We start from the raw sequence: 20754 nt of genomic DNA on the forward strand, positions 1-20754 counted from the left end.
CCCGGGGTGCCGGAGTGGTGGGTGGAGCCTGAGAGACTGCTCGGTATGGAAATCGAGCGCAGAAACAATGTCACGGTCACAGGGAACCCCCACGGCCGGACGGTGGTCCTTGCGCACGGGTTCGGCTGTGACCAGAACATGTGGCGCCTCACCGTCCCCGCCCTGGTCGAGGACTACCGGGTGGTGCTGTTCGACTACGTGGGTTCGGGCCGGTCGGATCTCTCCGCCTTCTCCGAGGCCCGCTACGCGTCCCTGAGCGGCTACGCCCAGGACGTGGTGGACGTGTGCGAAGCGCTCGATCTTCGAGGCGCGGTGTTCGTGGGCCATTCGGTCTCCTCGATGATCGGTGTGCTGGCCGCCGGGATGGCTCCGGAGCGGATCGGGGCGCTCGTGATGGTGGCGCCCTCTCCCCGGTACATCGACGACGAGGGCTACCGGGGCGGCTTCACCGCCGAGGACATCGATGAGCTGCTCGATTCGCTGGAGTCGAACTATCTGGGCTGGTCGGCGGCGATGGCGCCGGTGATCATGGGGAACGCGGAGCGGCCCGAGCTCGGTGAGGAGCTGACGAACAGCTTCTGCGCCACCGACCCCGCGATGGCACGCGTCTTCGCCCGCACCACCTTCCTGTCCGACTCGCGGGAGGAACTCAAGGCGGTCAGCGTGCCCACGCTGGTGCTGGACTGCACCCAGGACGCCATCGCCCCGCGCGAGGTCGGCGCCTTCGTCCACCAGTCCATCCCCGGCTCGACACTGCTCACCCTGGACGCGACCGGGCACTGCCCGCACATGTCCGCACCCGAAGCCACCAACGATGCGATCACCGGCTTCCTGGCCGGCCTGCGTTGATGTGCCGCACCGGCCAGCAGTCCGACCCGCACGACGCCGGCGGGGAGAAGACCTCGGATGCGGCGTTCGCCGCCCTGCTGGAGGACAGCACGGAGGAGCTGTACGAGTGCGCTCCGTGCGGGTACCTGTCCACGCTGATGGACGGCACCATCGCGAAGATCAACAAGACGCTGCTGGACTGGCTGGGCCTGGAACGTGAAGCGGTGGTGGGCCGGATGCGGTTCACCGACCTGCTGACCATGGGCGGCAAGCTCTACCACGAGACGCACTTCGCGCCGCTGCTGCGGATGCAGGGCGAGCTCGGCGGCGTCGCCCTGGAGATCAGAAAGGCCGACGGCGTCCGGATGCCGGTGCTCGTCTCCTCCGTGGTCAAGCACGGGGCAACGGGCGAGCCGCTGCTGATCCGCACCACCTTCTTCGACGCCCGCGACCGCCGCGCCTACGAAGAGGAACTCCTACGGGCCCGCAAAGCCGCCGAGGAAGCACACCGGCAGGCCGAAGCCGACCGGGCCCGCCTCCAGGACGCCCTCGCCGTACTCCAGTCATCGCTGCTGCCCGACATCCTGCCTCGCATACCCGGCATGGAGACCGCCGCCCACTACCGCACCGCCTCGCCCGACCGGCTCGGCGGGGACTTCTACGACGTCTTCCCCATCGACGCCACTCGCTTCGCCTTCTTCCTAGGCGACGTGTGCGGCAAGGGCCCGCAAGCCGCCGCGGTCACCTCGCTGACCCGCTACACCCTGCGCGCCGCCGCCCTCCACGACCCCGACCCCGTCTCCGCCCTCTCCACCCTGAACAGAGCCGTTCACGAGCGCTACAGCGGCGGCGACCCGCGGTACTGCACCGCCATCTTCGGCACCCTCGAACCCGACCCGGGCACCGGGCAGGTCACGGTCCGCCTCGCGTCGGGCGGCCATCCGCCGGCCCTGGTCCTGCGCGCCGACGGCACGGCCGACTTCCTGCCCACCCCCGGCGGACTCCTCATCGGCATCCTGCCCAACGCACCCTTCGCCCCCGCCACCACCACCTTGGGCCCCGGCGACACCCTCCTGCTCTACACCGACGGCCTCACCGAAGCCCGCACCGGCGAAGGCCGCAGCGCCCTGTACGGAGACGAAGCCCTGCGCGCCTTCGCCACCGACCACGCCGGCCGGCCCCCGAGCGCGGTCATGGAGGCGCTGACCGGCCTGCTGGACGGCTTCGGTGACGGCCTCGACGACGACACCGCCCTTCTCGCCCTCGGCGTTCCCGCCGCCCGCCCCACGACCGGGACACCCACATGAGCCCGCTGAACCTTGCCGTCCGAGACGCCCCGACCGGCCCGGTAGTGGAAGTCAAGGGGGAACTCGACTACGACACCTCCGCAGACCTGCGCGACCTCCTCGCCGCCCTCCCCCTCAAGCCGGGCCAGCGCCTCGTTCTCGACCTCGCCCGCATGGAGTTCTGTGACTCCAGCGGCATCAGCACCCTGATCGTCGCCCGCAACCACGCCCAGTCGGCCGGAGCCGACGTCGCACTCGCCGCGGTCCCGGCCAGTACGCTGCGCGTCCTGCGCGTCGTCGGACTGGACCAGATCTTCCCGCTCCACCCCGACGCCGAGTCCGCGACAGGGACCTGACCGCCGGTACTTGCGACGGCGAAAGGTCAGCGGCTCCGCGGACCGGGGTTCGGTCAGACCGAACGAGTCGATCCGGGCGTCCTACTGGTGGGCCCGCCCCAGACGGTGAGCAGGTCCACGACGAAGATCAGCGTCGAGCCCGCCGGGATCAAGGGGGAGGGGGACTGCTTCCCGTAGGCGAGACGCGGGGGAATGGTGATCTCGCGCCGGCCGCCGACCTTCATTCCCCTCACGCCCCGGTCCCAGCCCTTGATGACCTTGCCCCCGCCCACAGCGAACTTGTACGGCTGGTCCCGGTCCCAGGAGGAGTCGAACTCCCTCCCGGTCTCGAACGTGACCCCGACGTAGTGAACCTGGACGACCCGGCCCGGCTTCGCTTCGTCCCCGTCCCCGATCACGAGGTCCCGCGTCGTCAGCTCGGTGGGCGCGTCACCCTCTGGAACATCGATCTCGGGCTTCGTCAGTTCGCTCATCGCGGTCAGACCCATCGCTCTCCGCCGGACGCATGGACACTCCATGCAGCAGACGATCACGCTACCGGCAATCCTCAGCGTGGGCCGACATGCTGCGTATGGCGCAATGGGCCGCTCCGGCGGCTTCCCAGGTCACTTTGTGCGGAGGCGGTAATCGGCGTGGGCGGGCAGGAACGAGGGCGAACCGGGTCATGGACGAGGAGAGCGTGGACCGGTCGGAAGGTTTCGGTGAGCGGCTGCTCGGCCTGCTGCTGGACCGGGCACCGCATTTGCCGCCGCAGCTGATCGCCCCGCTGATCGCGGAGGAGGTGGGCAGGGTCGGGGGCCGTGACGTCTCCATCCTGCTCCAGGACTACGCGCAGGAGCTGCTGGTACCGCTGCCGGGCAAGAAGCTGCACGTCAGTCAGCCCGAGCCGGTGATCGACTCCGCTGCCGGCCGGGCCTTCCTGCGTGGGGAGGTCGTCGAGCTGCCGCTGGCCCGCGGCGGCGTCCGGATGTACCTGCCGCTGCTGGACGGCAGTGACACGGTGGGCGTGATGGTCCTCACCCTGGACGACGTCGGCGAGGACGACCGGCGCCTGCTGCGCCGGCTCGCCGGCCTGGTCGCCGACCTGCTGGTCACCAAGAACGCCTACACCGACCAGTTCTTCCTGGCCCGGCGCCGGGAACCGATGAGCGTGTCCGCGGAGATCCAGTGGGGCCTGCTGCCGCCGCTGACGATGACAGTGCCGCAGGTCGCGGTGGCCGGCATCCTGGAGCCGGCCTACCGCGTCGCCGGAGACAGCTTCGACTACGCCCTGAACGACAACATCCTGCACATGGCCGTGATCGACGCGATGGGCCACGGCCTGGACGCCGCCGTGATGGCGACCGTGGCCATCGGCGCCTACCGGCATGCCCGGCGCGTGTTCGTCAGCCTGGCCGAGAAGTACACGTACATGGACGACGCCATCTCCCGGCAGTTCGGTCCCGACCACTTCGTCACCGCCCAGCTGATGCACCTGAACCTCACCACCGGTGAGCTGGAGCTGGTCAACGCGGGCCACCCCGCGCCGCTGCTGATCCGAGACGGCAAGGTCGTACGGCAGCTGGAGAGCGCGACGACGCTGCCCGTCGGCTTCGGCGGCGAGGAGCCCCGGATCAGGGAGCACACGCTCCAGCGAGGCGACCGCGTGCTGTGCTACACCGACGGCATCATCGAAGAGCACATCGCCGGCGGGGAGTTGTTCGGCGAGGAACGCCTCGTCCGCTGCGTCAACCACCTCGGGGAAGGACCGTCGGAGGGGATGCGGGCAGATCTGCGCCGGCTCTCCCACACGCTGAAGAGGGAACGGGGCGGGCACACCAGCGACGACGCCACCCTCTTCATGATCGAATGGCGCGGCGGCGCCGCCGACCACCTCGCGGTTCTCGACTGAAGGCGGCGCGGCTCAGGCAGACGGCTGGTGACGCCGCGTCAGCCCAGCGCGCGGTCGAGGTTGAAGGCGGCGCTGATCAGCGAGAGGTGGGTGAAGGCCTGGGGGAAGTTGCCCAGTTGTTCTCCGGTCGGGCCGATCTCCTCCGCGAAGAGACCGAGGTGGTTGGCGTAGGTGAGCATCTTCTCGAAGGCGAGCCTGGCCTCCTCCAGCCGGCCCGCGCGGGCCAGCGCCTCCACGTACCAGAAGGAGCAGATCGAGAAGGTGCCCTCGGGCCCGTGCAGACCGTCCGGGCTGGCGGTCGGGTCGTAGCGGTACACCAGCGAGTCGGAGACCAGGTCCGTGGTGAGCGCGTCCAGGGTGGCGAGCCACTTGGGGTCGGTGGGAGAGATGAACTTCGCCATCGGCATCATCAGCAGCGAGGCGTCCAGCACGTGGCCGTCCAGTGCCTGAACGAACGCCCCTCGCTCGGCCGACCAGCCGCGCCGCATGATCTGCCGGTAGATCGCGTCCCGGGACTCCCGCCAGCGGGGCAGGTCCGCCGGCAGACCGCGGCGGTTCGCCATGCGCATCGCGCGCTCCAGCGCCACCCAGCACATCAGCCGCGAGTACACGAAGTCCCGCCGGCCCGCCCTGGTCTCCCACACGCCCTCGTCGGGCTGGTCCCAGTGCTCGCACAGCCAGTCCACGACGGCACCGACCTCGTCCCAGCGGTCGCTGCTGATCGGCTGCCCCCACTTGTCGTAGAGGTAGATCGAGTCGATCAGCGCACCGTAGATGTCCAGCTGGAGCTGGCCGGTGGCGGCGTTGCCGACCCGGACCGGCCCGGAGCCGAGGTACCCCTCCAGGTGCGGGAGCTCGTATTCGGGCAGCTCGGTACGCCCGTCGATGCCGTACATGATCTGCAACGGGCCGCTCTCGCCCATGCCCCGCAGGATGCCCCGCTCGGAGATGAACCCCATGAACGCCTCGGCCTCCGAGGTGAACCCCAGGCGCAGCATCGCGTAGACGCAGAAGGCGGCGTCGCGGACCCAGACGTAGCGGTAGTCCCAGTTGCGCTCGCCGCCGATCTGCTCGGGCAGGCTCGTGGTGGGGGCGGCGACGATCGCACCGGTCGGCGCGTAGGTGAGCAGCTTCAGCAGCAGCGCCGAGCGGTTCACCATCTCCCGCCACCGCCCGTGGTAGCGCGACCCGGCCAGCCAGTGGCGCCAGAACCGGACGGTCGCGTCGGCCTGTTCCTGCGCCTCGGCGCGCGGGCAGGCCCGGGGCGGTACGTCGTCGCCGATCTGGTCGAGGGCGAACACGTGGGACTCGCCCTCCAGGAGCTTGAAGTGCGACCACACGTCCTGGCCGTCGGTTTCCAGGGGTGCGGTGGCGGTCAGCGCGAGCGTCAGTGACGGGGAGCGGAACACCGCCGTGTGGCCTTCGAGGTGCGTGGTGTGCGATTGCGTGCCGTAGCCGAAGCGGGGAGCGATCCGCGCCCCGAACGGGAGGGTTCCGCGGACACATATCACGCGCCGGATCAGCCGGTGCCGGTCCGCCTCGCGCGACTCGTCGACCACCGGCATGAAGTCCTGGATCTCCGCCACCCCGTCCGCGGCGAAGAACCGCGTGATCAGCACGTTCGTGTCGGGGAAGTAGAACTGCCTGGTGCGGGTCGGGACCTCGGCGGCCAACGCGAACGACCCGCCCCGGTCGGCGTCGAGGATGGACCCGAAGACGCTCGGCGCATCGAAGCGCGGGCAGCAGTACCAGTCGATGGTGCCGTTCGTGCCGACCAGGGCGGTCGTACGGAGATCGCCGATCAGGCCGTGCTCGGAGATCGGGACGTAACGACCGCCGTCCGCCTGCCCGAAACCAGTCGTGTCGAACGCCATACGGGCCTCCCTGCTGCTGCGGGGCCGGGCCTGGCCTGGAATGAAGCCTTGCCTTTCATGCTAGCGCCGTGGCCGCAGAGGTTCGCTGGGGCGGGAAGGGCATCCGCTGGCGCCTGGAGCCTGGCCGCGCCAGGGCTCAGGTCGTCTTGGTCTGGCCGCCGTCGATGAGGAATTCGGCGCCCGTGATGTTCGCGGCGCGGGGCGAGGCCAGGAAGAGCGCGAGGTCGGCGACCTCCTGAGGCTCGGTGAACCGTCCCGTGCTGATGCCCATCTGCTGGGGCACCACCACGTCCATGGCCTCTTGGGCAGTGGTGCCCGCGCCGGCCGCCACGGTCTCGGCGAAGCCGCCGGGGGCGGTCCAGAACGGGGTGCGGACCGGTCCCGGAGCGATGGCGTTCACCCGTACGCCGCGCGGCGCGAACTCCTCCGACAGCGCCTTGGTGAGGCTGGTCAGCGCGGCCTTGGCCGCCGAGTAGTCCACCACCGAGGGGAAGGGCAGCCGGGCGTTGAGGGAACTGATGTTGACGACCGCGCCTCCGCCGTCCGCGAGGAGGTGCGGCAGCGCGGCGCGGCTGGCGCGGACGGCGCTGAAGAAATTCAGCTCGAAGCCCCGCTGCCACTGTGCGTCGTCGATGGTGAGGAAATCGGTGCGGGGTTCGGTGGCTCCGACGTTGTTGACCAGGACGTCGATCCTGCCATGGCGTTCCATCGCCGCCTGGATCAGTGCATCCACGCCTTCGACGGCAGCCAGATCGCCGGCGACGAAGGTCACGTCATACGTTTCGCGCAACGCGGCCAGCTCACGGGTCTCGGAACGGCTGCCGGCGACCACACGCCCGCCCTCGCGCAAGAACGACTCGGTGATGGCCAGGCCGATGCCCTTGCTGGCACCGGTGACAACAGCGACTTTGTCGGTGAGCTCCAGATCCATGGGCACGCACTCCTGTGTCATGAACTCGGCATGGATTTTTCTTATGACTCTGATATTTAGGGGCATTGTGTGCGTCGGATCCCATGCGCCCTCGCAGGCACGCCGTGCCAAATGGCCGGGGAAAATACCTGGCCACACCAGCCATAACTCATCGAACAGGCGTACAGTGAAAGCACCGGAAGTACTTCGAGCACTCGCTTTCACGCAGGTGTCATTTCCGGCGATCGCCTAAAAGCCGGACTGCCGACGGGCAGTCCGGGGGCAGGTCCGCATCATGACCAGCACCATCGACCGGACCGCGCCCCGCGAACTCGCCGCAGAGCTCCCGGCACGCTTGTCCCTCACCCCGAAGACCACCCTCGCAGGTCAGCTGGACGGTGCCTGGTGGCCCCGCTCCCGCGACCTCGAAGACGAACTCCCTGCCTTGGCTGCCGCCCTGGACGAACCCTGGGGGCGCATCACCCGCGTCACCGTGAACCCCATCCGCTGGCGCGTCATCCCGCACACGGTTCCCATGGCCGGACGCGTAATGCACGTGGGCTGGTTCACCGAACAGGACCCCGACAAGCTGATCCTGCTCTCCCACACCGTCGGCCGCTGGGACCTCCTCGTCATCCCTCCCGAGACCGAACCCGCAGCCGCGGCCCGCCTCATGGCCGCCGCCGCGATCCCGGGCAGCGTCCTGACCGCCGGCGTCCTGATGGCCAACGAAGCCGCCATCGGGCGCGGCGTCCGCGACGCTCGACGCCGGGAAGCCACCTGGGAGAGCGAAGGCGGGGCCTGCATGTCCCCCTTCGGGAACCTCTCTCAGCCCGCAAGCGGCTGGAGGTGAGCGACATGGAGACCATCGTCCTCATAGCCCTGATCATTCTGGCGACCGGTATCGGAATGCGCTGGATCCACCTGCTGAACGCCCAGCACGACGCTCGGATCGCGGCCTACCACTTCAGCGACCCCCTGCCGAGACCTCCCGGCCTGCCGGACGACACCGGTCGTCGAGCCCACCGCCATGGTGCCGACCGGTGAGGAAACAGACCTTCCTCTGACCGGGGGCAGCGGCCGGGGCGCCACGGCGCCCCGGCCCGTCGGCTTCTCGCACACTCCGAAAGGGAACACGCCCACGTGAAATACATCGACACCCATGTACTGCCGTCGCTAGGACACGCCGAGGTACGGATCATCGCGCAGACCCCCGAAGCCGCCCGAGCGGTCGCGGAAGCGCTGCGCCACTGCTTCGCGGGCACGGAACAGCGCAGCTACCCCGGCCTTGACGGCGGCACCCGCCTCCACCTCACCGTGGACACGGCAACACCCGCCGGCCCCGCCCGCTCCTGGCTGGCCGCCACCCGGACCCCCGTCGGTACCGGCGCCCACTCCGACGAGATCTGAGAGCCCCGAAGAGCCCCGGAGCCCCCTCCCCATACGAAAGGACGCGGTCATGGCCACACTGCGCGAACGCAAGACTTACCGCGACCAGGTGCTCCGGGTCCTGTACGAAGCCGTCGAAGGCAACCGCCTCCTCGGCATCACCGGAGCACAGCTGCGACGCGACCTCCACGTACCTGAACAGGACCTCGCCGCCGCCTGCACCTACCTGGCGGGCGAGGGCCTGATCACCGTCGACTGGGAACCCGGCAACACCCCGGCGATGGCCACCCTCACCCATGAGGGAATCCGGCGCATGGAGGCCGAGGAGGAAAAGGCAGCCACGGGCCCGGCCTGATCCAAAGGCACGACCCTGATCCGACAGCACGGCTTCAGGGGCACGGTTCCCGGGACGCATGGCCTAGACGCGGGCGAATCTCTCGGTCTGGTGGGCGAACTCCTGGGCCATGGCCGCGCTGACCGTGGGCTTCGTGTCCCCGATGGTGCCCAGATAGTCATCGGTCGTGGGGCGGGCCCGGGCTCCGGTGTCGAAGGTGCGCTCGAACTGGACCTGGGAGACGGTACGCGCCACATGGGCGACGTCGGCGGGGGTGAACCCCTCGCTGGCGGTCGCCAGCGCCGCACTGTCGGCCTCCGCACCCGCTCGGGCCAGGTAGCTCTCCCACAACGCGGTCCTCGCGCGGTGGTCGGGCGGGCCGATCGGCAGCACGTAGTCGAAACGGCCGTGCCGCAGGAACGCGGAGTCGAGCGACGTCACGTCGTTCGTGGCGCAGATGAGCAGCCGTCCGTCCTGGCCCCGGAACCGGACGACCGCCTTGAGCAGTTCGTTGACGACACCGACCGCGGTCGCGTCCGCGCCGCTCCGGGTCCCCGCGATCTCCTCGACCTCGTCGATGAAGACCAGGACGTGGTCCAGCCGGGCGATCTCGTCGAAGCGCCGGTTCAGCCCGCTCGCCAGTCCGTACTCGGCGGCCAGCCGGGCGGGGAACAGTTCGAGGAAGGGCCATCCCAGACGGCTGGCGATCGCGTGCGCGAACGTGCTCTTCCCCGTCCCGGGCGGACCGAACAGCATGACCGCCCGCGGCAGCTCCACTCCGTGCTGGGCGGCCATTTCGGGATGGGCCAGCGGCAGGACCAGGCGCCGCTCGATGAGCTCCTTCTCCCTCTGCATGCCCGCGACCTTCTGCCACAGTCCACCCGGCGGTAGCTCCGCTCCCAGCGACGCGAGCATGCTGACCGCCTGAGGGGTCACTTGCCCGCGCTTCTCGAAGAAGACCAGGCCCGGACGGGCGCCGAAGCCGCAGTTGTGCAGGGCGGTGGCGCCGGTCTCGCTGGCGGGCAGGACCGCGTGCACCGCGCGGACACCACCGGCGAACAGCCGGTGCTCCAGGGCCGTGATCAGGTCGCTGCCCAGCCCTTGGTGCCGCCAGGCAGGCGCCATGCTGATGCGAAGGATCCACGCCCTGTCGCCCTCCACCCGGCTCACCGCGGCGCCGACCACCACCTCGTCAGCTGTGGCCACCACCGCCGGGTTCAGAGCCTGAAGGGCGGCCACGGCGTCCGAGAGGGGGAAGAGGGGCGGCTCCTCGGCCGTGCCGCTCTCCGCGTCGACTCGGATCACCGCTTCGAGATCGTCCTGGGTGTAGTCCCTGACACGCCAACCCGTCATGGTCAGCTCCGCGTGTTCGGCCGTACTCCCATCATCGGCCGATGTGCGGGGGAGGCGCACATCGGCCCCTCGGGCCGACGGGTCCCGCTGGAACGGCCAGGTGCTTCCTTGACCTGAATATTGATTGAGGTTCTAGCGTGTCGCCTACTTGATCATCTGACGACGGGAAGACGCCCATGATCCTCGTGACCGGAGCCACCGGAAACATAGGCAGCGCTCTGCTGAAGGAGCTGCACGCACACGGTGTCGGGCCGCTGCGGGGGCTCACCCGTGATGCCGCGCGGGCCGTCTTCCCCGAAGGGGTCGAGGCCGTGGAGGGCGACCTCGTCGAGCCGACGTCGCTGAGGCCCGCGCTGGAAGGGGTGCGCTCGCTGTTTCTCGTATCGCGTCTGGGTTCGGACGCCGGCGTCCTCCAAGCCGCCCGGCAGGCGGGTGTGGAGCACGTCGTGCTGGTGTCGTCCATCACCGTCCAGACCCATCCGCACCTCGGCCCCGCCGGCGAGAACCTGGCGGTGGAGCGACTGCTCAAGGCGAGCGGCATGGCCTGGACGATCCTGCGGCCGACGCAGTTCGCCTCGAACACCCTGATGTGGGCGGCTTCCATCCGTGAGCACGAGACCGTCCGCGCGCCGTACGCCGAGACCGCGCTGCCCACCATCCACCCTGCGGACATCGCATCGGTGGCGCGGGTGGCACTGACCGAGCCCGGCCACCAGGGACGCACGTACGCCTTGACCGGTCCGGAGCCGGTGACCGCCCGGCAGCAGGTCGAGGCCATCGCGGCAGCACTGGGCCGGGAGGTTCCCTTCGCCGAGATCAGCCGCGGTCAGGCCCGCGCACGGATGGCCGGGGTCTTCGGGGCGGAGGCCGCGGACGCGGTGCTCGATGTCACGGGCGGAGACGTGAACGACGAGCTGCTGATGGTGCGTGACACGGTTTCATGGATCACCGGAACGCCGGCCCGCCCGTTCCGGCAGTGGGCTTCCGAGAACGCCGACTCCTTCCGCTGAATCGCCGCGTTGTTCCCGCAGGGGCGCTCGTCACCGGCAAGGCGCCCGGCCCGGCCCTCGGGTCAGCTCACGCTCCGTCGAGCGGCGTTCGCCTCCCACTCGCGGCCGATCGAGCGGATCAGCGCCGGGTACACCGCGAGGTACCGGAAGGGCTTGATGGCGGCCATGTAGAGGGAGCCGAACAGTCCGTTCGGCTTCACCAGGACGGCCATCTGGCCGCGGTAGCCGCCGGACCCGTCCGGTACCCAGCCGATGTGCATCACCGCCTGCACGGTCTTGTTGGCCGTTTCGGCGGCCCATTCCTCCTTCAGCTGGTAGAGCGAGGTGAACTGGGACGAGCCGAGGTCGGGGCCCCGTGGGCCGTCGCGAAGGTCCGCCGGCAAGTGGTCGCGCAGGCAAGGCCGCCGGACAGCGGTGTCGGGGTCCGGCTTGTCCCAGCCGAACACCGCCCCGAGCTTCCGGCGGACGGAGAAGAGCAGTCGGGAGACGACGCCGTTTCCCTCCACCCCGCCCTTGATGCCCTCGGCGAACTGGCCCACCAGCAGCGCGAGGTCATCGGGCCCGCCGGGAGTGGGCAGCGCCCACACGTCCTCGACGGTGAAGTCGTCGGCGATCTCGTGGATCCGCCATGGGCGGTCGGTGTGGTCGGTCCGGGGAAGTCGCATGGCCGCACCCCTGTCTATACGGTGGCGTATAGAACGAGTGTAGGCATATCTATACGCCCCCGTATACTCGGCATGACGTGAGGAGGCACACAAGATGGGCGCGACCCGCACACCCCGGGGAAAGTGGATCGAGGAAGGCCTGCGGGCCCTCGTCGCCGGCGGTCCCGAAGCCGTGCGGATCGAGGCGCTGGCACAGGCGCTCGGTGTCAGCAAAGGCGGCTTCTACGGCTACTTCCGCAACCGGGACGCGCTGCTCACCGAGATGCTCGACACCTGGGAGTACGAGGTCGCGGAAGGTGTCATCGAACAGGTGGAAAGCGGCGGGGGAGAGGCGAGGGCCAGGCTGAAGCGGCTGTTCGACATCGTCGCCGCCGGTACCGACGGCCCGGTGCGAGGCACCACCGCCGACATCGCGATCCGCGACTGGGCCCGCCGCGACGCTGCCGTCGCCGAGCGCCTGCGCCGCGTCGACAACCGCCGTATGGACTACCTGCGTTCCCTGTTCTCCGCCTTCTGTCCCGACGAGGACGAGGTCGAGGTCCGCAGCCTGCTCGCCGTCTCGGTGCGCATCGGCAACCACTTCAACGCAGCCGACAACGGCAAGCGCAGCCGCGCTGAAGTGATGGAGCTGATCGGCCGGAGGCTGCTGGAGTAGCCCTGCCCGGCCCGGAAGGCCGCCGTCCCGAACTGTGGATGGCGGCCTTCTGCCTGCCCGGCGACCGGAAGGGGCGCTTACGGGCGCTTGAGGGCGGTTACGGACGGGCCAGGACGTCGCTCAGCCGGTGCGCGTAGATCACCCGGCCGCACGGGGAGCCGGCGTCGGTGCAGCCGGCCGTGCCGTCCGCGCGGTGCTCCGTCAGCGACCAGAGGTACTGGGTGCCGCCACCGGGCAGGCTCTGGCCGTGCTCGATGTACAGGTCCTCGGGCCCCACGGCGTTGGTGATGTTGCCGCCGTAGTCCACCAGGCGGCCGCCGGTGACCGTGGCCCGGCGCAGGCTTCCGCTGTGGTCGAGCCAGCTGCGGTTGAAGTAGTACGTGCCGTTGTAGCGGGCGGCGCCCTGGGTGAGGTCGCGCGGCAGGTAGTACGCGGATGTCGCGGTGACCACCCCGCCCGTCGCCTGCAGCAAGCCTGTGGTGTCGTCGATGGGAAGGGCCCCGACCCGCCCCTTCTCGGGGTGCGTGTCGTCGGAGTCGCAGTACTCGCCCATGATCAGAGCGGGGGACGCGGTGTTGCTGCGGTCGATGGAGATGTAGGACGCCTTGGGCGCCCCGGTGGCAACGCAGGTCCCCGCCGAGGAGTTGCCCTGTGCGGCGACGAACTTGTACGAGGCGACCTGCGGCATCACGTACCGGTAGGTGTGGCTGTAGTAGACGTTGCTCTGCCGGCCGATCTTGCTCTCGTCCCTGACGTTGCTCTTCAGGCCGTTGAGTGTGGTGTCGTCCACCGCGGCGTTCTGGTCCGGGTTGAGATCCAGGATGGAGCGCATGTCGAAGACCCGCAGACCGTTCATCGTGTCCGCGACGTAGAGGTAGTTCTTGTACCAGGCGATGCCTCCGGCGTGGAGGTCGACCGCCTTGTAGGAGGCGTTCCCGTTCGAGTTGTAGTACGGCTCCACGAGCAGCACGTGACGGTACCGGCGCTGATCGGGGCTACCGGCCACCGGCGTCTGCGGGTCGAGGAACGACAGCCGGACGCCCTTGTCGGAGCAGGTGCCGGGGTCCGCCGAGCACAGGCTCGTGCTCGCCTTGTCGTACCAGGCGGTGACCAGGGGCTTGCGCGTGCCCCAGAGTTCGTCGGCCTGGGCATCCGACACGCCCGTGATGCCCTGGGGGATCCACTCCTCGGTGTCGGCGTCGCCCGCGTCCCAGCAGAGCTTCTTGTCCGGAGCCAGTACGGCACCGTTGTCGCCGCTGCCGAACGGGTCCGCGGCGCAGGAGGTGCCGGTCTTCGCGAATCGGTTGCCCTGGTCGAGCAGGTCCTGGACGCCCTGCGTGGGCAGGGCGGCCTTAAGGTCGGCCACTTGACTGCTCAGACTCGGCCCGGACTTGAGGTTGAAGGAAGACGCGGTGGCCGGGTCGCCAGGCGTCGCCGCACCCGCAGGGGTATCGAGCAGGGGTATGGCGAGGACCGCTGCCGCGAGCGCGGCGACCCAGCCGGCGCGCCGGGACAACGGTGCTTGATGTGACGTCAACATGCTCTGGCCCTTACGCAAATGGGAGAGGTGAGGACCGAGATCATTTCAACTCATCGGCTGCCACGTCCAGGCGATCGGTGGCGATGCTGCAAAGCACTTGCATGAGGCCGACGTTGGCCTAGCTGCTATCCGCGGCGACGAGGACGGTCAGCGGCAGCCGGGTACTCGCCGGCACCCCGCCACGGACCCGCCTCGGCTCAGGAGCCCAGCCCCCTGGTCCTCACGATCTCGCCGCGCGGGCCCCGGGGGTGGCCGGCTGGCTGGTCCGCCCTGGCCGACAAGGCACCCTCAGCGGCCGCCCCTCTGCTTTTGGATTCCCCTACCGTCTTGGCGGATCACCGGCCTTGTCTTTAGCTTTTCATTATCAAGACCCGCCTGACCTTACCTTTCCTTTGCCATCACCTGACCCCTTCTTTGCGATAGGGGGTTCTAAGGGGTGTGGCCGTCGATGGCCGGAACTAGCGTCGGAGCCGACAAGCACACCCGCCGGGCGTCGAAGTCCCCGCCGGGTGTCGGAAGCCGTGCCCGAGCGGGCGGGGAGCCGTACGGGTCGTACGCATCAAGCCCCCAGGAAGCGCGCGAGCAAGAGGAGCATCGAATGTGCGGCATCGCCGGCTGGATCGCCTACGACCGGGACCTCACGCAGGAGGTCACCACCCTGGACCGCATGGTTCGGACGCTGACCGGGCGGGGGCCCGACTCCGGAGGCCGGTGGATCGACGGGCCCGCCGCTCTCGGCCACCGCAGGCTCGCCGTGATCGACCTGGCCGGCGGGGTCCAGCCGATGCAGGCCAGCACCCCGGACGGCCGGGTCGCGCTGACCTACAGCGGCGAGGTGTACAACTACGTCGAACTGCGTGAGGAGTTGCGCGGACGCGGGCACCACTTCCGCACCTCCAGCGACACCGAGGTCGTACTCAACGCCTACCTGGAGTGGGGCGAGGCGATGGCGCCCCGGCTCAACGGCATGTACGCCTTCGCCGTCTGGGATGCCCGCATACGCCAACTGGTCATGATCCGCGACCGGATGGGTGTCAAGCCGCTCTTCTACCACCCCACCGCAGACGGCGTGCTCTTCGCCTCCGAACCCAAGGCGCTCTTCGCCCATCCGCTTGCCAAGCCGGTGGTCAGCGCCCGTGGTCTGCGCGAGTTCGTCGCCTTCAACCGGCCGCCCGGCGAGACCATTTGGGACGGCGTGGCCGAGGTCGTCCCCGGCACCGTCGTCACCGTCGGCCGGGGCGGCATCCGTAGCCACACCTACTGGAGACTGGAGAGCCACGAGCACACCAATGACCTCGACACCACCGTCGAGCGGGTGCACGACCTCCTCGACGACACCGTCGGCCGCCAACTCGTCGCGGACGTCCCCACCTGCGTACTGCTCTCCGGCGGCCTCGACTCCAGCGCCATCACCGGACTCGCCGCCCGGCGCCGCGCCGCCGAGGGCCTGCCGCTGCACACCTTCGCCGTGGACTTCACCGGCGAGTCCACCCACTTCGTACCCACCGGCGTGCACAACAGCCGCGACGGCGACTTCGCCGTCGCGATGGCTCGCCATGCCGGCACCGAGCACACCGACATCGTGCTCGGCCCCGCCGCCGTCGCAGACCCCGAGATCCGCCGTCAGGTCGTCATCGCCCGGGACAGCCCGGCGGGCCTCGGCGACATGGACGTCTCCCTCTACCTGCTGTTCAAGGCGATCCGGGAACGGTCCACCGTCGCCCTGTCCGGTGAGGCCGCCGACGAGGTCTTCGGGGGCTACGGCTGGCTCCACAACCCCGTCGTCCAGGCGCGGGACACCTTCCCCTGGATCACCGCGGGCCTGATCGGAGCAACCCCCAACACCCAGCCCGTGGAGATGTACGACCTCGACACGCTGATCGCGCTCAACCCGATGGAGGCCGTCGCCGAGAACTACGCGACCGCCGTCGCCGAGGTCGGCCGCGTCGACTCCGAGAGCCCGGAAGAGCGGCGGATGCGCGTCATGTCGTACCTGCACCTGACCCGCTTCCTGCGGATGATGCTCGACCGCAAGGACCGTATGAGCATGGCCGTCGGCCTGGAGGTCCGCGTGCCCTTCTGCGACCACCGCCTCGTGGAGTACGTCTACAACACGCCCTGGGCGATGAAGACGTACGACGGCCATGAGAAGAGCCTGCTGCGCGGCGCCACGAAGCAGCTACTGCCGCAGTCCGTGATCGAACGGCGCAAGAGCCCCTACCCGGTCATCCAGGACTGGCGCTACGCCGAGGCGCTCCAGCGGAGCGCCAAGGACCTGCTGGGCGAAGACGGCCCCGTTTTCCAGATCGTCAGCAAGGACTGGCTGGCCGAGACCGTGACCGCCGACCCCGAGAGCCTGACCCCGGCCGCCCGCAACGGCCTGGAGCGCTCCCTGGACACCGCGATCTGGCTGGACGTCTACCGGCCCGAGATCCGGATGTAGACGGACGGCTGCCCCTGCAGGGGGCTCGCAGGTCCTCGCCCAGTCCCGGTCTGCCTGGGCGCCCGGACCGGTGTCCGGCCGCACATCGACTTCGCCTGATTCGCCGTCAGTTATTCATTCTGCTCAGTAGGGTGTCAGTCCAGCGGGCAACGCCACCGGGGGGCCGGGATGGACGACAGCGAGGCCGGGAAGGACCAGTCAGCGGACAGGCGGGCGGGCACCGGCAGTGACACCGAAGGCGCCGACCGGCTGCAGGCCGGCCGGGAGCAGCTCGCGCTGGGCCGGTCGGACCGGGCCGAGGCAGCGTTCCGCGAATCCGCCGGGCTGTGTCGGGCTACCGGGGACGGGCCGGGGGAGAGCGCCGCCCTGGCCGAGCTGGGCGAGTTGCTCTTCATCACCCGGCGGTTCGACGGGGCCGCCGAGGCCCTCCGGCGCGCGGCGGAGCTCCGCCGTGGCGGCAGCGACGCCGGACTGGAGGGCGCGACGCTGCTCAACCTCGGCAACGCCCTCCAGCAGACGCGTGAACTCGCGGAGGCCGTCGAGGTGCTCACCCGGGCAGCCGAGCTGCTCCGCCTGGCCGGGGAGCATCACGACGAGCACCTGGCCCTGACCGACCTCGGCGTGACGCTGCAGGCGCTCGGGCGTGCGGAGGAGGCGATCGAGACCCAGCACCTGGTCGTCGCCCACTTCCGGAGGGTCGGGGACGAGCACTTCCTCGCCATCGGGATGTCCAACCTCGGCTCCGCGCTGGTCGCCGCGCGCCGCTTCGCGGAGGCAGTGGACGTCCTCACCGAGTCGGTGGCCACCGCCCGGCGGATCGGCAAGCCCAGGGCCGAAAGCCTCGCCCTGGGCCCGCTGGCCCAAGCCCTTCGTGGTGCGGGCCGGTACGACGAAGCCCTCACCGTGCACCGCCAGGACATCGCCGCCGCCGAGGAATCCGGCCACCTGCACGACCTGGGCACCGCCCGGGGCAACCTGGGGCAGACCCTGGAGAAGCTGGGGCGCGGGCGCGCGGCCAGACGGGCGTACCTGCGCGCCTGCGCCGCCTTCCGGAAGGCGGGTGACCCGGCCTCCGCCGCGGCGGCCGCGTACGGCGCCCGCCGGGCCTGGCTGGGCATCCCCGATCCGGACCGCCGCCCGCACGACCCGTACGACGACGTCCGGTGGCACGCGGCGGCCCGCGGCCACGCGGCGTTCACCGCCGCGCTGGTGGCGGCGACGGTCGCCGCGCAGCTGTGGGGCGGACCGCTCGCCCTCTTCGCCTCTGTGGCCACCGGGGTGAGCGCGGTGCTGGCGCTGGCCGCGACGGCGGGCTTCGGCTGCTTCTCGGTCGGCCAGTACGCCGTGTTCGAAGTCGCCGCCCGGCTCGGCGTGTTCGGCCTCGTCGTGATCTGGCTGGCCCTTTCGGTGCTGCTGCCGGTCGGCCTGGTCGTCTCGCTGCTCCTCGGGGCGGAACACCGGGACTGGGCGGAGGCCATCGGCAGCGTCCTGCCGGTCTTCTTGGTCCTCAGCTTCCTCCAGCACCGGGCCGTCATCCGCTCCCACCGGGCCTTCGACCCGGGGTGAGACGGCAAGATGAAACGCCCTCCGAGGACAGCTGACCGGTGGCCCTGGCCGAGTTGTCGTACCACGCGTCATGCAACTGCCGTACCGGGTAGCCCTGCGGAGATCAGAGGGACGGACAGCAACGCAATTGCGCCAGTAGGGTGCGGGACGCGCTCGTGCGGACCAGGCCGCAGGGGTGGAGCGGGAGGCGCCGGCAGACATGGAAGTTTGGATCGTCCTGCCGGTTGTCGCCGTCGGCTGCGTGCTGCTTCTACGCAGACTGCGCCCGGGTAAGGACGATCTGCTCGCCGGGCCCCAGCGGGCGCAGGCCCTGGACCGGCTCCAGGCGTCCGTGCGGCGCGGCTGGTCCGAGGAGGCCGACAAGCGCGGCCTCACCCCGAACCTCCTGCGACCGAGGCTGCTCCACACGCAGTGGGCGCCCGCGCCACCGGGGCTGACCGACGGCCGCACGCGCGGCCTCACCGGCACCACCGCGGACATGTCCGGGCTCGTCGAGTCCTTCACCGCGCTCGTGCCACAGCGGCTTGTGATCATCGGCCCGGCCGGTTCGGGCAAGTCGACCCTGCTCCTGCTGTTCCTGCTCGAACTGTGCCGGACACGCGAGATCGACCTGGCCGAACGGGATCCTCGGGCACAGGGCGCAGGCACCCCGCCTCCCGTGCCCGTCCTGTTCTCCCTCAGTTCCTACGATCCAAGGCGCCACGGGCTGCTGGACTGGCTGGCCGGGCGGCTGGCGGCCGAGTACCCCGAGGTGGGGTCGGCGGCTTCCGCGAGGGACCTTCTCCACCGGGGCGACGTACTGCCTTGTCTCGACGGGCTCGACGAAATCCCCAAGCAGCGCGTTGTCAGGGTGCTGGACCGCATCCGCAGGGAGTTCGCCACCGCACGACCGGTGATCCTCGCATGCCGCACGGAGGAGTACGAGCGGGCCCTGGCCCTGGGACCGGTGCTGCACGGCGCCTCGGTCACCGAGGCACGCGAGCTGGCCTTCCCGCACGTGATGCAGTACCTGCGTGACAGTCTCGGAGAAGGCGGCCCCAGCCACAAGGAATGGGCGGATCTGTTCGGCCGCCTCGAACACGGCTGGGGAGCGCTGGAAGACGAGGTGGCCGCGGCACGCAGGCGTGGTGCGCCGATGTCCCCGCCGAGTTGGTCCTCGCTGGCACCGGCCGGCGGTCGGTCCGAGGACTCATGGCTGGTCCAGCGGTGGATGGTTCAGGCGGAAGCGGTGGCAGCCCGCGGCGGCCCGGCACACGAGGTGACCCCCCAACTGCTCGCGGCCCTCGGCGCGGCACTGACTTCGCCCCTGACGGCAAGCCTCTTCGCCGATCTGTACGGCTACGCGGACGCCAGCGACCAGACGCCGTTCCAGCGTCTGGCGCGTGCCGCCCCCGACGCGGTCCGGGCCGCGATCCTGGAGAACGCGGTGCGCGTCCTCTTCGACCACCGTCTGAACCCGGACGACTGGCCTGACGCGCGGCGCCACCTGTCCTTCCTGGCCCGCCACCTGGAGCGCATCGACCGAACCGACCTCGCCTGGTGGGAGCTGAGCGGTGCGCTGCACCACGGCCTCTACGGCGGCCTGCTGGGACTGCTCGCGGCCGTGGCCGGCGGCATCACCACGGCATCCGCGGTCGACGGGGGGCAAGGCGCGTTGGCGGCGTTGCAGCTGGGTTCGGCGGCACTGGGCACCGGGATGCTCGTGTCGTGGTGGGGGCCGGACCGAGTGGCCTCGTGGCTGGACGAGTTCCTGCTCCGGAGGTCCGCGGCGCGTCGACCGCTCCGGGAGAACCCGGAGACGGAGGCACCGTCGGGCAGCCGCGCGGGGGACCCGCGCCTCGGCCGGACGTCGACCGCTCTCGCTGTCGGGCTGCCCATGGGGGGAATCATGGGATTTCTCGGTGCGCTCCCGAACGGCCCCGCCGTCGGGCTGCTCATCGGGATCTTGGGCGGCCTGCTGTTCGGCATTCCCGCCGGTCTCCTCGGTGCGGGCGGCCCGGTACGGGGACCGCGCTGGTTCCGCCGCGGCACCGGCTTCCTGCGTCGCGTCGCAGGCGGAGCGGGCGTGGGGTTCGCCGCCGGGGCGGCCCTGGGGCTTCTCATCTGGTGGGCCCAGCGCAGCGTTCCCTGGGCCGACGCCGAGCAGATGGACCGGCCCAGCTACGCGCTGGCCGCCGCCCTCCTGTTCGCCCTTGTCGGCATGGTCCTGGGGATGCTGTCAGGTTTCCTGCGCTGGCTTCAGACACCCGCGCCGGCGGACGACTCCACGTCCCCGCGGGTCCTGCTGCGCGGCGACCGGAGGCTGGTCGCCGGGTGGACCCTGATGATTGCCGGGCTGGCCGGGCTCGCCATGGCCTGGATCATGGCGAACTCCTCGACCGGCCGCGGGCAGGTCGCCGAGGCCAGCGTGCTCCTCATCGTCCTGGCCCTGTGGGGGCCCATCGCCGTCCGGCCCTGGCCGCGGTACGTCGTGGCGCGATCCTGGCTGTGGCTCCGCGGCGATCTTCCGCACGACCTCATGGGGTTCCTGGAACACGCCCACAAGGTGTCGGCGTTGCGGCAGGTGGGCGGCGTCTACCAGTTCCGCCACAAAGACGTGCAGGAGTACCTGAGCGGGTCACCCGCCGACACGAGTACGCGGTTTTAGCCGTCTG

General features: G+C 70.3%; 19 protein-coding genes. 13 read left to right on the forward strand and 6 right to left on the reverse strand.

Translation table 11 applies throughout. From position 1 onward, the window contains the following. Positions 1 to 45 precede the first annotated feature (45 nt). From IE248_RS35225 to IE248_RS35235, 3 genes are read left to right on the forward strand one after another with little or no spacing between them, the layout of a single operon-like run. Positions 46 to 849: an alpha/beta fold hydrolase gene (locus IE248_RS35225; protein WP_190032883.1), complete on the forward strand. Its 804-nt coding sequence runs from the start codon at positions 46 to 48 to the stop codon at positions 847 to 849. Beyond that, on the forward strand, positions 849 to 2135 hold the full coding sequence (locus IE248_RS35230) for a PP2C family protein-serine/threonine phosphatase (protein WP_190032884.1): 1287 nt from the start codon (positions 849 to 851) through the stop codon (positions 2133 to 2135). Before IE248_RS35225 ends, IE248_RS35230 begins: the two co-directional genes overlap by 1 nt. Next, positions 2132 to 2470, forward strand: coding sequence for an STAS domain-containing protein (locus IE248_RS35235; RefSeq protein WP_190032885.1), 339 nt, complete (start codon positions 2132 to 2134; stop codon positions 2468 to 2470). Before IE248_RS35230 ends, IE248_RS35235 begins: the two co-directional genes overlap by 4 nt. Positions 2471 to 2523: 53 nt before the next feature. On the opposite strand, the gene IE248_RS35240 is transcribed toward IE248_RS35235, so the two are convergent. Continuing rightward, complete coding sequence (locus IE248_RS35240) at positions 2524 to 2943, reverse strand: FKBP-type peptidyl-prolyl cis-trans isomerase (RefSeq protein ID WP_190032886.1); 420 nt, start codon at positions 2941 to 2943, stop codon at positions 2524 to 2526. Between the two features lie 191 nt (positions 2944 to 3134). Here IE248_RS35240 and IE248_RS35245 point away from each other — a divergent pair, with 191 nt between their 5' ends. Continuing rightward, positions 3135 to 4361: a PP2C family protein-serine/threonine phosphatase gene (locus tag IE248_RS35245; RefSeq protein WP_190032887.1), complete on the forward strand. Its 1227-nt coding sequence runs from the start codon at positions 3135 to 3137 to the stop codon at positions 4359 to 4361. A gap of 38 nt (positions 4362 to 4399) precedes the next feature. On the opposite strand, the gene IE248_RS35250 is transcribed toward IE248_RS35245, so the two are convergent. Together IE248_RS35250 and IE248_RS35255 are read right to left on the reverse strand one after the other, a co-directional pair. Then, entirely contained in the window at positions 4400 to 6235 is a 1836-nt protein-coding gene (locus tag IE248_RS35250) for a glycoside hydrolase family 15 protein (RefSeq protein ID WP_190032888.1), read from the reverse strand. A 136-nt stretch (positions 6236 to 6371) separates the two neighbouring features. Next, positions 6372 to 7166 carry an oxidoreductase gene (locus IE248_RS35255; protein WP_190032889.1) on the reverse strand — a complete coding sequence of 265 codons (795 nt, stop codon included), beginning with the start codon at positions 7164 to 7166 and terminating at the stop codon, positions 6372 to 6374. A gap of 274 nt (positions 7167 to 7440) precedes the next feature. Between IE248_RS35255 and IE248_RS35260 the strand changes: the two genes are divergently transcribed. The 4 genes from IE248_RS35260 to IE248_RS35275 all read left to right on the forward strand — a co-directional run bounded on the left by IE248_RS35260 (position 7441) and on the right by IE248_RS35275 (position 8889). Further along, a complete protein-coding gene (locus IE248_RS35260) occupies positions 7441 to 7998 on the forward strand; it encodes a DUF5994 family protein (protein WP_190032890.1) in 558 nt (185 codons plus the stop codon). Positions 7999 to 8003: 5 nt separating this feature from the next. Further along, a complete protein-coding gene (locus IE248_RS35265) occupies positions 8004 to 8192 on the forward strand; it encodes a hypothetical protein (protein WP_190032891.1) in 189 nt (62 codons plus the stop codon). Positions 8193 to 8288: 96 nt separating this feature from the next. Beyond that, positions 8289 to 8555, forward strand: coding sequence for a hypothetical protein (locus IE248_RS35270; RefSeq protein ID WP_190032892.1), 267 nt, complete (start codon positions 8289 to 8291; stop codon positions 8553 to 8555). A gap of 49 nt (positions 8556 to 8604) precedes the next feature. Beyond that, positions 8605 to 8889, forward strand: coding sequence for a hypothetical protein (locus IE248_RS35275; protein WP_190032893.1), 285 nt, complete (start codon positions 8605 to 8607; stop codon positions 8887 to 8889). 63 nt (positions 8890 to 8952) lie between these two features. Here the strand turns inward: IE248_RS35275 and IE248_RS35280 are convergent, their stop codons facing one another. Continuing rightward, positions 8953 to 10221 carry an ATP-binding protein gene (locus IE248_RS35280; RefSeq protein ID WP_190032894.1) on the reverse strand — a complete coding sequence of 423 codons (1269 nt, stop codon included), beginning with the start codon at positions 10219 to 10221 and terminating at the stop codon, positions 8953 to 8955. A gap of 176 nt (positions 10222 to 10397) precedes the next feature. On the opposite strand from IE248_RS35280, the gene IE248_RS35285 reads away from it, so the two are divergent. Continuing rightward, entirely contained in the window at positions 10398 to 11231 is an 834-nt protein-coding gene (locus IE248_RS35285; RefSeq protein ID WP_190032895.1) for an NAD(P)H-binding protein, read from the forward strand. 62 nt (positions 11232 to 11293) lie between these two features. Here IE248_RS35285 and IE248_RS35290 read toward each other — a convergent pair whose 3' ends face one another. Next, complete coding sequence (locus tag IE248_RS35290) at positions 11294 to 11896, reverse strand: DUF2867 domain-containing protein (protein ID WP_190032896.1); 603 nt, start codon at positions 11894 to 11896, stop codon at positions 11294 to 11296. A gap of 94 nt (positions 11897 to 11990) precedes the next feature. Here IE248_RS35290 and IE248_RS35295 point away from each other — a divergent pair, with 94 nt between their 5' ends. Continuing rightward, positions 11991 to 12551 carry a TetR/AcrR family transcriptional regulator gene (locus IE248_RS35295; RefSeq protein WP_190032897.1) on the forward strand — a complete coding sequence of 187 codons (561 nt, stop codon included), beginning with the start codon at positions 11991 to 11993 and terminating at the stop codon, positions 12549 to 12551. 97 nt (positions 12552 to 12648) lie between these two features. On the opposite strand, the gene IE248_RS35300 is transcribed toward IE248_RS35295, so the two are convergent. Beyond that, positions 12649 to 13917: a hypothetical protein gene (locus tag IE248_RS35300; protein WP_190032898.1), complete on the reverse strand. Its 1269-nt coding sequence runs from the start codon at positions 13915 to 13917 to the stop codon at positions 12649 to 12651. A 772-nt stretch (positions 13918 to 14689) separates the two neighbouring features. On the opposite strand from IE248_RS35300, the gene asnB reads away from it, so the two are divergent. The 3 genes from asnB (at position 14690) to IE248_RS35315 (ending at position 20747) form a co-directional block, all read left to right on the forward strand. Continuing rightward, complete coding sequence (gene asnB / locus IE248_RS35305; protein WP_190032899.1) at positions 14690 to 16534, forward strand: asparagine synthase (glutamine-hydrolyzing); 1845 nt, start codon at positions 14690 to 14692, stop codon at positions 16532 to 16534. Positions 16535 to 16702: 168 nt separating this feature from the next. Then, a complete protein-coding gene (locus tag IE248_RS35310; protein WP_190032900.1) occupies positions 16703 to 18100 on the forward strand; it encodes a tetratricopeptide repeat protein in 1398 nt (465 codons plus the stop codon). Between the two features lie 199 nt (positions 18101 to 18299). After that, entirely contained in the window at positions 18300 to 20747 is a 2448-nt protein-coding gene (locus IE248_RS35315; RefSeq protein WP_190032901.1) for an NACHT domain-containing protein, read from the forward strand. Positions 20748 to 20754: the final 7 nt, after the last annotated feature.

It is taken from the genome of Streptomyces goshikiensis, from assembly GCF_014650555.1.
Taxonomy (GTDB): Bacteria; Actinomycetota; Actinomycetes; order Streptomycetales; family Streptomycetaceae; genus Streptomyces; species Streptomyces goshikiensis.